The sequence below is a fragment of the Microbacterium sp. NPDC060117 genome (assembly GCF_042729315.1).
Classification (GTDB): domain Bacteria; phylum Actinomycetota; class Actinomycetes; order Actinomycetales; family Microbacteriaceae; genus Microbacterium.
Genome location: NZ_JBHWXR010000002.1, coordinates 104591 through 116823, shown reverse-complemented (window position 1 = coordinate 116823; position 12233 = coordinate 104591). Strand labels below are relative to the sequence as shown.

General features: G+C 67.9%; 13 protein-coding genes. 2 read left to right on the top strand and 11 right to left on the bottom strand.

Features of this window, described 5'->3' with window-relative positions; genetic code table 11:
- Window positions 1-3 precede the first annotated feature (3 nt).
- Together ACFWCK_RS06680 and dnaE are read right to left on the bottom strand one after the other, a co-directional pair.
- A complete protein-coding gene (locus tag ACFWCK_RS06680) occupies window positions 4-1458 on the bottom strand; it encodes a hypothetical protein (RefSeq protein WP_378805135.1) in 1455 nt (484 codons plus the stop codon).
- 146 nt (window positions 1459-1604) lie between these two features.
- Entirely contained in the window at window positions 1605-5123 is a 3519-nt protein-coding gene (gene dnaE, locus ACFWCK_RS06675; RefSeq protein WP_233309165.1) for a DNA polymerase III subunit alpha, read from the bottom strand.
- Window positions 5124-5319: 196 nt separating this feature from the next.
- Here dnaE and ACFWCK_RS06670 point away from each other — a divergent pair, with 196 nt between their 5' ends.
- A complete protein-coding gene (locus tag ACFWCK_RS06670; RefSeq protein ID WP_378805134.1) occupies window positions 5320-5805 on the top strand; it encodes an NUDIX domain-containing protein in 486 nt (161 codons plus the stop codon).
- A 21-nt stretch (window positions 5806-5826) separates the two neighbouring features.
- On the opposite strand, the gene ACFWCK_RS06665 is transcribed toward ACFWCK_RS06670, so the two are convergent.
- The 4 genes from ACFWCK_RS06665 to ACFWCK_RS06650 all read right to left on the bottom strand — a co-directional run bounded on the left by ACFWCK_RS06665 (window position 5827) and on the right by ACFWCK_RS06650 (window position 8321).
- A complete protein-coding gene (locus tag ACFWCK_RS06665; RefSeq protein ID WP_233309159.1) occupies window positions 5827-6399 on the bottom strand; it encodes a GNAT family N-acetyltransferase in 573 nt (190 codons plus the stop codon).
- Window positions 6400-6427: 28 nt separating this feature from the next.
- Entirely contained in the window at window positions 6428-7156 is a 729-nt protein-coding gene (locus ACFWCK_RS06660; RefSeq protein ID WP_233309158.1) for a hypothetical protein, read from the bottom strand.
- Entirely contained in the window at window positions 7153-7554 is a 402-nt protein-coding gene (locus ACFWCK_RS06655; RefSeq protein WP_233309157.1) for a DUF6114 domain-containing protein, read from the bottom strand. The genes ACFWCK_RS06660 and ACFWCK_RS06655 overlap by 4 nt, the downstream gene beginning before the upstream one ends.
- Window positions 7555-7706: 152 nt before the next feature.
- A complete protein-coding gene (locus ACFWCK_RS06650; protein WP_233309156.1) occupies window positions 7707-8321 on the bottom strand; it encodes a DUF6230 family protein in 615 nt (204 codons plus the stop codon).
- Between the two features lie 116 nt (window positions 8322-8437).
- Here ACFWCK_RS06650 and ACFWCK_RS06645 point away from each other — a divergent pair, with 116 nt between their 5' ends.
- Window positions 8438-9037: a TetR/AcrR family transcriptional regulator gene (locus tag ACFWCK_RS06645; protein WP_378805131.1), complete on the top strand. Its 600-nt coding sequence runs from the start codon at window positions 8438-8440 to the stop codon at window positions 9035-9037.
- Window positions 9038-9061: 24 nt separating this feature from the next.
- Here the strand turns inward: ACFWCK_RS06645 and ACFWCK_RS06640 are convergent, their stop codons facing one another.
- The 5 genes from ACFWCK_RS06640 to ACFWCK_RS06620 all read right to left on the bottom strand — a co-directional run bounded on the left by ACFWCK_RS06640 (window position 9062) and on the right by ACFWCK_RS06620 (window position 12197).
- Entirely contained in the window at window positions 9062-9985 is a 924-nt protein-coding gene (locus ACFWCK_RS06640; RefSeq protein ID WP_233309154.1) for an RluA family pseudouridine synthase, read from the bottom strand.
- A 2-nt stretch (window positions 9986-9987) separates the two neighbouring features.
- Window positions 9988-10677 (bottom strand): signal peptidase II, encoded by a 690-nt coding sequence (gene lspA / locus ACFWCK_RS06635; protein WP_378805130.1) that lies wholly within the window; start codon window positions 10675-10677, stop codon window positions 9988-9990.
- Between the two features lie 9 nt (window positions 10678-10686).
- Window positions 10687-11262 carry a DivIVA domain-containing protein gene (locus ACFWCK_RS06630; RefSeq protein WP_233309153.1) on the bottom strand — a complete coding sequence of 192 codons (576 nt, stop codon included), beginning with the start codon at window positions 11260-11262 and terminating at the stop codon, window positions 10687-10689.
- A gap of 125 nt (window positions 11263-11387) precedes the next feature.
- The gene (locus ACFWCK_RS06625; protein WP_233309152.1) at window positions 11388-11693 is read right to left on the bottom strand and encodes a YggT family protein; all 306 of its coding nucleotides are present in this window, start codon (window positions 11691-11693) and stop codon (window positions 11388-11390) included.
- A 3-nt stretch (window positions 11694-11696) separates the two neighbouring features.
- Window positions 11697-12197 carry a cell division protein SepF gene (locus ACFWCK_RS06620; protein WP_378805128.1) on the bottom strand — a complete coding sequence of 167 codons (501 nt, stop codon included), beginning with the start codon at window positions 12195-12197 and terminating at the stop codon, window positions 11697-11699.
- Between the last annotated feature and the right edge of the window lie 36 nt (window positions 12198-12233).

Sequence of the window (12233 nt, the reverse complement as noted above, 5' to 3'; positions counted from 1 at the left end):
TCCTCAGCCTCGGGTCATGTTCTCGGTGTCGTGCAGGTAGCCCACGCGACCGTCGTCGTGGCGCACCACGAAGGCGCCGCCGCGATCCTCGAGAACAAGGATCCACGCATCGGGCCCGATCGTGAAAATCGTGTCTCCGCGTGCGTCATGAACTGCCCGCGTGTCGGGCGCGAGCGCCCAGAACGGCTGGGGCTGCTCACCCTGCCCCGCCGACCCCGAAGCGACCTCGCGGCCGTCGTTCTGCGGCACGACGTCGACCGCGTGCGTGGCGACCTCGTCCGCCGAAGGTTCGAGCAGCTCGCCGAGCACCTCGGTCATGGTGTCGGACAGGTCGTGCGGCGCGGTCGCCGCGTCCGGCTCCTGCTCGGATCCGCGAGCGGCGTCCGTTTCGGGCCCCGACTCCGTCGCTTCCTCGACATCGGCGACGGCGCGCCGGGCGTCCGCCCGGGTGGCGGGCTCGCCCTGCTCCTGCGGGTCCTCCGCGGAGGCCGGCGCCACGGAGGCCTGGCGATCCACGGGAGCCGAGTCCAGAATCGCCTCGGTCGGCGCATCGTCGGCCGGCACGACATCGGACGGGGCGTCGGCGGCCGGCATCGCCGTCTCCACCGCGACCGATGTCTCCCCGTGCGCAGACGCCGCAACGTCGTTCTCTTCCGACACGAGGAAGGACTCACGATGGTGCTCCGGCACGTAGCCCGCCTCTCCCTGGACCACCGCGCCGGTGACCCCGGTGGCGGAGAGATGCCCTGCGGCTCCGACCTCGTTCTCGTGCAGCAGACCCGGATCCACGTCGTCCTCGTTCTGCGGGTCGGAGATGCTTCCCCTCGCCCGCACCGGCCGCGGTCGGGTGAACACCGGACGCACCGGGTTCGCGTTGCGGTGCGCGAGGGTCTCGATGCGGTCCTCGAAGTCCTCGCGGATCCCGGGGATGAGCGTTGCGAACACGGTGACGCCGACGAGCACCAGCATCAGCAGGATCTCCAGCCACAGCGGCCACGTGACCAGCGCAGACCGCCGGGTCGCGGCGACGAGATCCAGCTGCTGCCACAGCATCACGGCCCAGCTGACCAGGGCGACGGAGAAGGCCACCGAGGCGAACTGATCGATGCCGAGGGAGCCGACCCGGCGGATCCCCTCGGGCGAGAGGCGTCGCAGCACGATGAGGAACGCCGCCGCGGTGGGCACGCCGATCGCCAGTGCCCAGGCGCCGTTCATCGTCCAGACGGTCGCCGAGGCGTCGAGGACGCTGCCGGCACCAGGCACGAAGGACAGCGCGAACGCGATCACCCATGCGGCGATCACGATCAACTCGCGCAGCGTGAAACCGAACCAGCCCTGCTGCGGAGCCGCAGCCGGCAGGGGCGCGTCGTCGACTTCCGTGTCGGACGGAGCGAGAGTGCTCGATGTCGGATCCTGTTCGTCCTGCGCCATCTCAGCGAAGGGGACGTCGCCGGTCATCAGTACTTCCTTTCGTCGTGCGGCCGCTGGGGACTTCGGCCGTCGAACGGGACCAGATACTACCTGGCGGCGGTGGGGACCCCCTGAGCGGCCTGCGCCTGCGCGACAGCGGGCGCGTGCTCGGGCAGAGAAGCGCGGTTCCCGGCTCAGCCCAGGCACTGCGGGCCGAGCAGCGACTTCAGGTCGCCGAACAGGTCCGCCGTGACAGTCACCGGCATGGGCACTTCGAACACCTTCGCGCGGCCGCCGCGATGCATCTTCAGCATGACCTCGGTCTCGCCGGCATGCCGGCGCAGCACGTCGGCCAGATCCTCGATGACCCGCTCCGTGGCGCGCTGCTCCGGGACGAGCAGAGACAGCGGGCCGGCGGCGTCGAAGGACCCGATGTCGGGAGTGAACGCCGACTGCGCATGCAGGTTCATGCCGTCGTCGCGGCGGGAGACGCGCCCGCGCACCGCGAGGATCGTGTCCTGCTGGAGCGTGCTCTGGAACTCCAGATACGTCTTGCCCATGAACATGATGGTGATCTCGCCGCCGAAGTCCTCGACGGTGATCATGCCGTAGGGGTTGCCGCTCGCCTTGGCCACGCGGTGCTGGACGCTCGTGACGAGCCCTGCGACGGTGACCTGGTCGCCGTCCTGCAGATCCTCCGACTCCAGCAGGCTGTTGATGGCGATCGAGGCATGCTTCGCGAGCGGCACCTCGAGCCCGGCGAGCGGATGGTCGGAGACGTACAACCCGAGCATCTCGCGTTCGAACGCGAGCTTGTCCTTCTTCGTCCATTCCGGACGAACCGGTACCTTGGGCGGCGCGACTTCCTCGATCTCGTCGTAGAGGCTGTCGAAATCGAACCCGATCGCGCCCTGCGCCTCGTTGCGCTTCTGCCCCACGGACGCTTCGACGGCGTCCTCATGGATCTCCACCAGCGCCCGGCGGGTGTCGCCCATCGAATCGAACGCCCCGGCCTTGATCAGAGACTCGACCGTGCGCTTATTCGCGACGTGCAGCGGCACCTTCTTGAGGAAGTCGTGGAACGACGCGAAGTTCTCCTCCTGACGCCCCTGGACGATGCCCTCGACGACGTTGGATCCGACGTTGCGCACCGCGCCGAGGCCGAAGCGGATGTCCTCGCCGACGGCCGCGAAGAAGTTGATCGACTCGCGCACATCGGGCGGCAGCACCTTGATGCCCATCCGCCGGCACTCGTTCAGGTACAGCGCCATCTTGTCCTTGGAGTCGCCGACGCTCGTGAGCAGCGCGGCCATGTACTCGGCGGGATAGTGCGCTTTGAGGTACGCGGTCCAGTACGAGATGACGCCGTACGCCGCGGAGTGGGCTTTGTTGAAGGCGTAGTCGGAGAACGGCAGCAGGATCTCCCAGAGCGCGTTCACGGCCCCGTCCGAGTAGCCGTTCGCGTGCATTCCGGCCTGGAAGCCCTCGAACTGCTTGTCCAGCTCCGACTTCTTCTTCTTGCCCATCGCGCGGCGCAGGATGTCGGCTTGACCGAGGGAGAACCCTGCCACGCGCTGCGCGATCGCCATCACCTGCTCCTGGTAGATGATGAGGCCGTAGCTCTCCTCCAGGATGTCCTTGAGCGATTCGGCGAACTCCGGGTGGATCGGGGTGATCTCCTGCAGACCGTTCTTGCGCAGCGCGTAGTTCGTGTGGGAGTTGGCGCCCATCGGGCCCGGGCGGTACAGCGCGATGAGGGCCGAGATGTCGCCGAAGTTGTCCGGCTTCATCAGACGCATGAGTGCGCGCATCGGACCGCCGTCGAGCTGGAACACGCCCAGCGAGTCACCGCGGGTGAGCAGGTCGTAGGACGGCCGGTCATCGAGTGCGAGGTCCTCGAGCACGAGCTCCTCACCCCGGTTCATCCGGATGTTCGCAAGGGCGTCGGAGATGATCGTGAGGTTGCGGAGCCCCAGGAAGTCCATCTTGATCAGGCCGAGGGACTCGCAGGATGGATAGTCGAACTGCGTGACGATCTGGCCGTCCTGCTCGCGCTTCATGATCGGGATGATGTCGATCAGCGGGTGCGAGGACATGATCACGCCGGCCGCGTGCACGCCCCACTGGCGCTTCAGGTTCTCGAGGCCCAGGGCCGTGTCGAACACGGTCTTCGCCTCGGGGTCCGACTCGATGACCACGCGGAACTCGCTGGCTTCCTTGTACCGCGGGTGCTGCGGATCGAACATGCCGTCCAGCGGCATGTCCTTGCCCATCACCGCGGGCGGCATCGCCTTGGTGAGCTTCTCCCCCATGCTGAACGGGAAGCCGAGCACGCGGCCCGCGTCCTTCAGGGCCTGCTTGGCCTTGATCGTGCCGTATGTGACGATCTGCGCGACGCGCTCGTCGCCGTACTTCTCGGTGACGTACTGGATCACCTCACCACGACGACGGTCGTCGAAGTCGACGTCGAAGTCGGGCATCGAGACGCGGTCGGGGTTGAGGAAGCGCTCGAAGATCAGGCCGTGCTCGAGCGGGTCGAGGTCGGTGATCTTCATCGCGTAGGCCGCCATGGATCCGGCGCCGGATCCACGTCCGGGACCCACGCGCACGCCGTTGTCCTTGGCCCAGTTGATGAAGTCGGCGACGACGAGGAAGTAGCCAGGGAACCCCATGGACGAGATGACCTCGACCTCGTAGTTCGCCTGCTTGCGCACCGCATCGGAGATGCCGCCCGGGTAGCGGAACTGGAGGCCCTTCTCCACCTCCTTGATGAACCAGCTCTCCTCCGTCTCTCCGGGCGGGACCGGGAAGCGCGGCATGAAGTTGGCACTGGTGTTGAACGAGACGTCGCAGCGCTCGGCGATGAGCAGCGTGTTGTCGCATGCCTCTGGGTGATCGCGGAAGACCTGGCGCATCTCCGCGGCGGACTTCACGTAGTAGCCGTCGCCGTCGAATTTGAACCGGTTCGGGTCGTCGAGGGTCGAGCCCGACTGCACGCAGAGCAGTGCGGCGTGACTGGTCGAGTCGTGCTGGTGCGTGTAGTGCAGGTCGTTCGTCCCGACGAGCGGGATCCCCAGGTCCTTCGCGATCTTCAGCAGGTCGCCGGTGACGCGACGCTCGATCTCGAGGCCGTGATCCATGATCTCGGCGAAGTAGTTCTCCTTGCCGAAGATGTCCTGGAACTCTGCGGCGGCGGCGCGGGCCGCGTCGTACTGCCCCAGACGCAACCGGGTCTGGATCTCGCCCGAGGGGCAACCGGTGGTGGCGATCAGACCCTTGGAGTACTTCTGCAGGATCTCGCGGTCCATGCGCGGCTTGAAGTAGTAGCCCTCCAGGCTCGAGGTCGAGGAGAGGCGGAACAGGTTGTGCATGCCCTCGGTCGTCTCGGAGAGCAGCGTCATGTGCGTGTATGCGCCGGATCCGGAGACGTCGTCGCGACGCTGCTCGGGCGAGCCCCACTGCACGCGCGACTTGTCGCTGCGGTGCGTGCCGGGGGTGACGTAGGCCTCGATGCCGATGATCGGCTTGACGCCGGCAGCCTGGGCCGCCTTGTAGAACTCGAACGCGGCGAACGTGTTGCCATGGTCGGTGACCGCGACGGCCGGCATGCCCTGCGCGACGGCCTCCTGCACGAGCGGCCCGATGCGCGCAGCCCCGTCCAGCATCGAGTACTCGCTGTGCACGTGCAGGTGGACGAAGGAGTCTGATGCCATGCCTTCGAGTCTACGTTTCTGGTCAGACTTTGAGACGTCCCCACCCGGGCTGAAGGCCTGGGGAAGGATGCGCTCCGGCGATCCACATCCGTCTGGCTGGAGTTGTGCCGTTCGGCAGGCGGATCGGGCCGATTCCGCCCGCCGAACGGTATTCCGCCAGCCAATCGGTTCAGAAGACACCGGATACGCTGAACCGATGACCACCCCCGACTTCGTCCTGGCGCTTCGGAAGCACATCGGCCACGCCCCGCTGAGCCTCGTCGGCGTTACCGCGATCGTGTTCCGCGACGAGAAGGTGCTGCTCGGCAGGCGGGCCGACAACGGCGCCTGGCAGGCGGTGTCCGGAATCGTCGAGCCGGGCGAAGAACCCGCCGACGCCGCCGCGCGGGAGTGCCTCGAGGAGGCCGGCGTGGTGGTGAAAGTCGAGCGGCTCGCCCTCGTGCAGCAGCTCCCTCGGGTGACCTATGCGAACGGCGACGAGGTCGACTACCTGGATCTGGTGTTCCGCTGCGCCTGGATCTCGGGCGAACCGCACCCTGCCGACGGCGAACTCACCGAGGTCGGCTTCTACGACCTCGCCGCGATGGGCGACGTCGACGATGCCCACGTCCGCAAGATCGCCCTCGCCGTGGCCGAGGACGACCCCGCGCACTTCCGCGGCGGGCGCCCGCCGCGGACCTGAGCACTCCCCGCCGCTCGATGCCTAACGCAGATCAAGACGCATCAGCACCCGGGGGAACCCGTTGATCACGGATCCGGTGTCGGACGCCTTGGTGAAGCCGGCGGACTCGAACAGCGCGCGGGTACCGACGTAGGCCATGGTGAGATCGACCTTGGCACCCTGGTTGTCGACCGGGTATCCCTCGATCGCCGGCGCGCCGCGGCCCCGTGCATAGTCGACGGCTCCCTCGATGAGCGCGTGTGAGATCCCCTGCTTCCTGTGACCGGGGCGCACGCGGAAGCACCACAGCGACCAGACGTCGAGATCGTCGACGTGTGGGATCAGTCGGTTTCGTGCGAACGACGTGTCCCTGCGCGGGTGCACCGCCGCCCAGCCGACCGGCTCGTCGTCCAGGTACGCGATCACGCCCGGAGAGGGATCCTGTTCGCACAGCTCGCGAACCCTCGCTGCTCTGGCCTCGCCGCGCAGCGCCTGGCTCTCCTTGCTGGGGATCCGATAACTCAGGCAGAAACAGGACTGCGATGTCGGGTTCTTCGGCCCCACGAGCGTCGCGACGTCGTCGAAGACGGTGGCGGGGCGAACCTCGATGTTCATGTTCCCAGTCTGCCCCGGAGGGCCGACATCACGGCTCGACGATGCGCTGGTCGGTGTTCGTGTAACTGATCGAGTCCGCGACGGTGCCCACGAGGCCCATCGTGACGCGCAGCAGGCCGGGTTTGACATCGTCCAGGGGCGGAGGCGTGTCGGTCCCCAGGGTCAGTCCACGGCCGTCCTGCGTGGTCGCCGTGATCGAGCCCAGGTACACGCTCACATGCCCGGTGAGGGTCATGGTGTCGGCGTTCGTCACCAGTCCGGCCTTGTCCGGCGGACGGACCGTGAGTGAGAACCCGGTGATCGTGATCGAGTCCGCAGAGATCTTCAGCGCGCGCACCGTGCCGCCGTCGATCGTCGGTACATCCACGATCGCGATGCCGCTCAGCCCGGTGAACGACAGCCCTTGGGAGCCCATGGAGGCCGGGGTCTTCGTGAAGACCGGCGCGCTCTCGTCCTTGGCGGCGATGACCGGCGTCGGTGCAGGTGTGGGCGCCGCTGCACCCGGAGCGCCGGGCGCCGTGGCACCGGGCGTCGCCGGAGCTCCCGGTAGCGCCGGCAGTCCCGGCACCGGAGAACCGGGCGTTCCCGACGTCGGAGGGGGCGTCGTCGGCGACGGGCTCGGCGAGGGGCACCAGAGCAACGGGATGCACAGCCCTGTCGGCTCTGACGCCGGAGCCGTGGCGGCCCCCAGGGTCAGTGGGGCGACGAGGGCGAGCGATGCCAGGAGCACGGCAGCGTGGCGACGCCGCGGCCTCACGATGCGCCCTCCTCTGGCTCGCCCGCGGGCGCAGGATCGCGGGGCCCCATCCAGGCGACGACCAGCACAGCCCCGGTGCCCGCCAGGAGCATCCCCACGATGAAGCCGCCGAGATTCACCCCGATCAGCGAGTAGATGGCGACGACGAGCGCGAGGATGCCGTAGAAGACGTGGTGAGCGGGCATCGTGATCGCGAGGATCCCGAGCAGCAGCAGTGCGATCGGGATGATCGTCGCCTGCAGTCCCTCGATGCCGAGCTGCACGTGCAGATGGCCGATGTCGAGCTGCCCGGAGAAGAACATCTCCACGCCGCCGATCGCCACCAGCAGCCCCCCGATGAAGGGGCGTTGACGCCGCCAGTGCCGGAACCCCCGTACGGCCGTCTCATCCGCGGACATGCTGGCCGCATCCACGGAATCGTCGGCGCCGTGGGGATCGACATCGGGCGAGGGCTCGGGACGCACCGGCCTCAACCCCGGAGCCTCGGCATCACGACGATCGCGCCGCGCGGACCCCGACGCGCTCGTCTCATCGGTCATCGGAGTGCCGTTCAGAAGCATCCCTGCGAACCGTCCGTCAGCTCCAGCGTCATACCCGTGAGGGTGAACACCGAAGCCTGGGTGCTCCAGGCCGTCTGCTGCAGATTCTTGATCGAGACGGTGTCGGCGTCCTGAGCGAAGTCGCCCGCCGTCCCCTTCGCCTCGGTGTTCACGGTGGACGCGTCCACGCCGATGCGGATCGCTCCGAAGGAGGCGTCGCCCTTGAGCCCGGTCATGCCGATCTGCAGATCGCTGGCGGATGCCGGGTTTCCGTTGCCGCCCGCCTTGATGAGCACCCCGACCTTGCCGAGGGGCGTGTCGGTGATCACGGACTGGCAGAGGTCGCTGAGGGTCGCACTCTTGATGTTCGCGATGGCGACGGTGTGCTCCTTGCCCTCCGTGTCCTTCGCGACGCCTGCGTACTGCGAGAAGCCGGATCCCTCCAGTTGGGAGGCTCCGATCTGGAACTGGCTTCCCGAGACGGCGAACGACACGGGCACGGCGCCCTGAGCGACACCGCCCATCAACGCTGCGGCGACCACTCCCGCCGGAATCGCGACAAGAGCGATACGACCGGCGTGGGACGACCCGAGCTTGCGGACGCGTTCGGACTTCGGGAACTTCATCGATCCTCCTCCAGTGCGCCGACTGCGGTGGCGACGCTCACTGGTCGAGTATATTGCCCGTTGACTCAGAGTCAATACTGGACGCGGCGGCCGCCCCGCCCCACTAGGCTCGGGACATGCCCGACCTGCGACGTGCCCGACTCACGCCCGAGGAGCGTCGTGCGCAGCTCGTCGCGACAGGAGTGAACTTCCTCGCCGAGCATTCCCTGGACGAGCTCACGATGGACGTGCTCGCCCAGCGCGCCGGAGTGTCGCGGCCTCTGCTGTTCCACTACTTCGAGACCCGGCAGGGCATGCACCTCGCGGTGGTGACCATGGCGAGGGACAGCCTGCTGCTCGCCTCGGAGCCGCGCGACGACCTGGAACCCCGGGCGCGCGTGCGCGACACGCTCCTGCGTATCACGGAGTTCGTGCGCCAGCACCAGGGCACGTTCCACTCTCTCGTGCGCGGCATCGCGAGCGGAGATCCCGCCGTCCGCCGGGTGGTGGACGAATCGCGTGACCTCAATGCCGAGCGTCTTCTCGACGCGTTCACCGAGCTCGGCGCCCCGGACACGCCGGGGCTGCGCGTCGCTCTGCGCTCGTGGGTGTCGTTCACCGAGGAGACCCTGATCAGCCTGGTCATCGACCGGGATGAGAATCCGGAGGTGGTCGTCCGGTTCCTGGAGGCGACCCTCGACGGCGTGGTCTCGGCGACGGGTGAACTGCCCCTCTGACCCCGAGGTGTCAGACCGCGCTGCTCAGTCCTCGTCGCGGAGCACGTCCAGCGCATGCTGGAAGTCGGCGGGGTATGGCGATTCCGTCTGCACCCACTCCCCGGTGATCGGATGGGCGAACCCGAGCCGGTGCGCGTGCAGCCACTGCCTCGTCAGGCCCAGCCGCGCCGACAGGGTCGGGTCCGCGCCGTACAGCGGATCACCCACGCACGGATGGCGATGGGCGGCCATGTGCACCCGGATCTGGTGCGTCCGGCCGGTCTCGAGGTGGATCTCCAGCAGCGATGCGCCCGGGAAGGCCTCGAGCGTCTCGTAGTGCGTGACCGAGGGCTTGCCGTCGGGGATCACGGCGAACTTCCAGGAGTGGCTCGGGTGCCGCCCGATCGGCGCGTCGATCGTGCCGGCGAGCGGATCCGGGTGTCCCTGCACGACAGCGTGGTAGATCTTCTCGACCGTCCGCTCCTTGAAGGCGCGCTTGAGAGCCGAGTAGGCGTCCTCGGTCTTCGCGACCACCATGAGCCCGCTGGTTCCCACGTCGAGGCGATGCACGACGCCCTGCCGTTCCGGGGCGCCGCTGGTGGCGATCCGGAAGCCGGCCGCCGCGAGAGCGCCGACCACGGTCGGCCCCTCCCAGCCCACAGACGGGTGCGCGGCGACGCCGGTGGGCTTGTCGACCACCACGATGTCGTCATCGTCGTAGACGATGCCGAGGTCCGGCACCGCGATGGGTTCGATCCGGACCTCCTGCTTGGGGGCCCATTCCACGTCGAGCCAGCCACCGGCGCGCAGCTTGTCCGATTTGCCCAGGACGACGCCGTCGAGCGCCGCACCTCCGGCTTCGGTGACCTCTGCCGCGAAGGTGCGGGAGAAGCCCAGCATCTTGGCCAGCGCCGCATCGACGCGGACGCCGTCGAGTCCGTCCGGAACGGGCAGAGAACGGGATTCCATGATCAGCCCTCTGATCCGGCGCCTTCGCGCGGCGCAGGACTCTTCGGATCCGCGCTCGTCGCGACGTCATCCGCGACGATGTGCGCGGAGGAGGTCTCGATGCCGGAGGAGCCCTCTTCGACACCGGCGAGTCCGGACGTCTCGCCGGCGGAGGAATCGGAGACCGGCTCGTCCTTGTGGTCGCGCTCGCGGGTGCCGTCGAGGCGGAGACCCGTGATGATCAGCAGCGCGATCGAGATCATGCCGCTGACGATGAAGATGTCGGCGACGTTGAAGATCGCCGGAAGCATCCACGGCATCGAGATCATGTCGACGACGTGTCCGACGCCGAATCCCGGTTCACGGAAGATCCGGTCGGTGAGGTTCCCGAGCACGCCGCCCAGCAGCGCTCCGAGCACGACGGCCCACAGCCGCGCGCGCACCGAGAACGCCTTCCACACGATCACGCACGCGACCACGGCCAGCGCGATCGTGAAGATCCAGGTGTAGCCCGCGCCGATCGAGAACGCCGCCCCGGAATTGCGGATGTAGAAGAGTTGCAGGAAGCCCCCGAGCACGGGAACGACCTGCTCCTGGGGCAGGTGGGCGATGGTGAGGTACTTCACAAACTGGTCGGCGGCCAGCACGAGCACTGCGAGAATCGCAATGATCGCGCCGGCCGCCGAACCGTGAAGCGGTTGACGCCGGGTCAACGGGGCCCCTTACTGCGCGGAGGAGGCGTCCCCGTTGGGGCCGCCCTTCTCGTCGAGGTCGCGGAGCTGACCCTCGATGTAGCTGCGCAGCTGCGTGCGGTACGAACGCTCGAAGTCGTGCAGCTCGGTGATCTTGCCCTCGAGCACATTGCGCTCGCGCTCGAGACGTGCGGTCTCCTCGCGCTGCTTCTGCTCCGCGTCGGCGAGGATCTTCGAGGCCTGGGCCTTCGCGTCGGCGATGAGCTGGTCGCGCTGCGACTTGCCCTCGGCGACGTGCTCGTCGTGCAGACGCTGGGCCAGCTCGATGATGCCGGCGGTCGCGGCAGCCGGCGCACCGGTCTCCGCGATCGGAGCGGCGACGGGCGCGGGGGCTGCTGCAGCCGGGGCCTCGGCCACGGGAGCGGCCTTCTCGCCCGACTCGTAGGCGGCGAGCTTCGCCTTCAGCTCGGCGTTCTCGTCGAGGGCCTTGCGCCACTCGAGCACGACCTCGTCGAGGAAGTCGTCGACCTCGTCCGGGTCGAAGCCGTCCTTGAATCGGACGTGCTGGAACTGCTTGGTGACGACGTCATCCGGGGTCAGTGCCATGGGTGGCTCCTCTTTCGATGAGTTCTCGGTGGCCGGGTGGAAATGGCGCCTGCCCCTCGGCGTGCACCTTCAGAAAAGCATAGCCGTCCGATCCCTGCGCCGCGAAGGCGCACGGGAACCGGCGGTCAGATGAACGATCTGGTGATCGACATCAGGATGAGCACGATGATCATCGTGAGGGTGAAGCCCAGGTCGAGCGCGACAGGTCCGATCCTCAGCGGAGGAATGAGGCGTCGGAACATCCTGATCGGCGGATCCGTGAGCGTGTAGATGATCTCGGCCGCGATCAACCCCGCGCCACGCGGGCGCCACGAGCGGTTGAAGATGGGGATGTACTCCAGGATCAACCGTGCGAACAGCGTGAGCAGGTACAGCAGCAGCAGGATGTTGAGGATCGCTGCGATCACAGAGACCGCGGGCGGCACCACCACGTGTCAGGAGTGCGCGAGCGCGGGCTCGTCGCCCCCGGCGATCCCGCCCTGTCCCGACACCGCGATGCTCTCCGGCGACAGCAGGAAGACCTTGCTCGTCACGCGCTCGATGCGCCCGTAGAGGCCGAGCGAGAGCCCGCTCGCGAAGTCGATCAGACGGCGCGCGTCGGCGTCGCTCATCTGCGAGAGGTTGATGATCACCGGAATCCCGTCACGGAAGCTCTCCGCGATGACCTGGGCGTCGCGGTACTGCTTCGGATGCACGGTGAGGATCTCGTTCACGGCCCCGGCGGAGGGCTGACGCACAGCCGTCGGACGACGCAGCGGCGTCACCGGGGCGGGCTTGGCCTCCTCGCGCTCACGGCGCACCTCATCCCGGCGGACGGGCTCGTGACGGATCTGCTCCTGGCGCGCGCTGTGCGCGGCCGGGGCAGCCTCCTCGTAGACCTCTTCCTCATCGGCGAGGCCGAGGTACACCATGGTCTTCTTCAACGGGTTCCCCATCGTGTCCTCCGAACGTGTAGGGGTGGTTCTGTTTCG

What these genes read in the sequence shown, in the direction of transcription:
- ACFWCK_RS06680 (WP_378805135.1), bottom strand. Translation starts at nt 1,458, where the DNA reads ATGACCGGCGACGTCCCCTTCGCTGAGATGGCGCAGGACGAACAGGAT.
- dnaE (WP_233309165.1), bottom strand. Translation starts at nt 5,123, where the DNA reads ATGGCATCAGACTCCTTCGTCCACCTGCACGTGCACAGCGAGTACTCG.
- ACFWCK_RS06670 (WP_378805134.1), top strand. Translation starts at nt 5,320, where the DNA reads ATGACCACCCCCGACTTCGTCCTGGCGCTTCGGAAGCACATCGGCCAC.
- ACFWCK_RS06665 (WP_233309159.1), bottom strand. Translation starts at nt 6,399, where the DNA reads ATGAACATCGAGGTTCGCCCCGCCACCGTCTTCGACGACGTCGCGACG.
- ACFWCK_RS06655 (WP_233309157.1), bottom strand. Translation starts at nt 7,554, where the DNA reads ATGTCCGCGGATGAGACGGCCGTACGGGGGTTCCGGCACTGGCGGCGT.
- ACFWCK_RS06650 (WP_233309156.1), bottom strand. Translation starts at nt 8,321, where the DNA reads ATGAAGTTCCCGAAGTCCGAACGCGTCCGCAAGCTCGGGTCGTCCCAC.
- ACFWCK_RS06645 (WP_378805131.1), top strand. Translation starts at nt 8,438, where the DNA reads ATGCCCGACCTGCGACGTGCCCGACTCACGCCCGAGGAGCGTCGTGCG.
- ACFWCK_RS06640 (WP_233309154.1), bottom strand. Translation starts at nt 9,985, where the DNA reads ATGGAATCCCGTTCTCTGCCCGTTCCGGACGGACTCGACGGCGTCCGC.
- ACFWCK_RS06630 (WP_233309153.1), bottom strand. Translation starts at nt 11,262, where the DNA reads ATGGCACTGACCCCGGATGACGTCGTCACCAAGCAGTTCCAGCACGTC.
- ACFWCK_RS06620 (WP_378805128.1), bottom strand. Translation starts at nt 12,197, where the DNA reads ATGGGGAACCCGTTGAAGAAGACCATGGTGTACCTCGGCCTCGCCGAT.